Annotated in this window: 2 protein-coding genes and 1 pseudogene; 2 read left to right on the top strand and 1 reads right to left on the bottom strand. The window is 44.9% G+C overall.

Annotated elements, in window-relative coordinates:
* On the top strand, positions 1-350 hold a 350-nt coding region (locus F6K20_RS36600), incomplete at its 5' end, for a sensor histidine kinase (RefSeq protein WP_287298109.1).
* Positions 347-982 carry a response regulator gene (locus tag F6K20_RS36595; RefSeq protein WP_008185384.1) on the top strand — a complete coding sequence of 212 codons (636 nt, stop codon included), beginning with the start codon at positions 347-349 and terminating at the stop codon, positions 980-982. The genes F6K20_RS36600 and F6K20_RS36595, both read left to right, overlap by 4 nt.
* Before the next feature lie 515 nt (positions 983-1497).
* On the opposite strand, the pseudogene F6K20_RS36590 reads toward F6K20_RS36595, so the two are convergent.
* Positions 1498-1651, bottom strand: a pseudogene (locus F6K20_RS36590) (IS630 family transposase); the annotation flags it as partial.
* Between the last annotated feature and the right edge of the window lie 232 nt (positions 1652-1883).

Raw genomic sequence — 1883 nt, 5'->3', positions numbered from 1 at the left:
AGCTGCTGGAATCTTTTACATCCAACCCATCCATAACGGTTAAAAGCAAAATAGATTTGCCCCAGCTGCCGTTACAAACCAATCATCAGCTTTACTGTGTGGTTAAGGAAGGATTGGAAAATATCCGCAAACACAGTCAAGCCCAGGTTATTCACCTCAAGGGATATGCTTCGGCTGATGCGGTTATCCTTGAGCTAAAGGACGACGGTATTGGCTTTGATATTGCTAAACCCACCCAGGGTTTTGGCCTCAGGGGTATGCAGGAGAGAGTTCAGCTGATAGGCGGATCGATACAATTAGATAGCACACCGGGACAAGGCAGCTGTATTCAGATTAGGATACCACGATGATTCGACTTCTATTGGCTGATGATCAACCCATCTTTCGTCAGGGACTGGCGGCACTGTTGTCCCTGGAGGATGATCTCGAGGTGGTGGGTGAAGCCAATCACGGTGAAGAGGCCATTGCCCTCACGGAGAGGTTACAGCCTGACATTATCTTGATGGATGTGCGGATGCCCATCTGCGATGGCGTGCAAGCAACCCGAGAAATCCATACCCGCTACCCCTGGATTCGGATTCTGGTCTTAACCACCTTTGACAATGATGACTATGTGTTCCAGTCTCTTCAGGCTGGGGCGTTGGGATATTTGCTTAAAAGTACTCCAGCACCTAAGGTGGCAGCGGCCATTCGTAGTTTGCATCAGGGATACAGCCAATTAGGTCCTACCATCGCTCCAAAGGTGTTTTCTCAACTGAATAATACCCAACCTGAACGGGAAAAAACAGATTATCATGCTCAATTCAATCAGAGGGAACTACAGATCCTGAAGCTGTTGGGACAAGGTAAAAGCAATCGAGAAATTGCAGCCGCCCTTAATCTGACCGAAGGCACGATTAAAAATCATCTAACTAATATTTTCTGTGAGTTGGATGTTCGCGATCGCACTCAGGCTGCCCTCTGGGCTCATCAGCATCTTTAATGTGCATTAAATTAAACTATTTTATCACTATTTTATCTGGAAAATCATCATAGCAGAGCTTTTTTGGTAAAAACTAAACTGCAACAACCAACCCACGGGATGATTACCTGAGTTTGACGTAATAAAAATAGCAATAATTCCGGAATTTGGACAAATATTTTCTGAATTAAACTATCATATTTTATAGCCGTATAAGTATAGATTAGGACGTTAAATAAACAGCCAAATCAACTCTTAATACGAAATTTTTCGATAGTAATTATTTATTTTATCACTCGATTTTTAATCGAAAATCAATAATGTTCTATTTTCTTTAAATCAGGAGAATAGGGGGGCAAATAGTAAGGTGCGCGCCTCCAAGGGCGCGAGCAATTCCTCGCGCCCTTGGGTAGCACCTGAAGTTAACAACCGGCTGATTCAACTAATTATCGAATTTTTTATCCTCTCTTGGTGCGCCTTCCCTAGGCGTTCGCGGAGCGGCGACCTAGGAGTTGGAAACCTCACGGTCGCACCGCTATGTAAACTAGCTTGTCTGGCTTCTTTTTAGAAATTTTTTCTAGAAACTCTTGCCTTTTTTATTCATCCCTTTCTCGATAACCGTAAGTTTTTTTTTCGGGTATAACCGATTTTTTTTAAGGCAATACCAAAAGTCCTATCACTAATCTTTTCGTAAGCATTCAGCCGTCAGCCGTCAGCCGTCAGCCGTCAGCCGTCAGCTAAAGTAACTCAGCATTATTCCAATGCTTACCTGTTGTCTTGATCCCAAGCGCGAGTGGGGGAAACCACGGCAGCGCGGTCATGGGGGGAACCCCCTTTGGCGGCGCTGCCTCCCCAAGACCGTAATGGTGCGTTTGACCCGTAATTAAATTCGCCACGGGTCGCACCTCTGCATCGCTTATTC

The sequence above is a fragment of the Moorena sp. SIO2C4 genome (assembly GCF_010672485.1).
Classification (GTDB): Bacteria; Cyanobacteriota; Cyanobacteriia; order Cyanobacteriales; family Coleofasciculaceae; genus Moorena; species Moorena producens.
The sequence above is the reverse complement of the archived record's forward strand: the minus strand, read 5'-3'. Positions and strand labels throughout refer to the sequence as shown.

Excerpts from the sequence above, each read along its gene's own strand:
- F6K20_RS36595 (WP_008185384.1), top strand. The coding sequence starts at position 347 with ATGATTCGACTTCTATTGGCTGATGATCAACCCATCTTTCGTCAGGGA.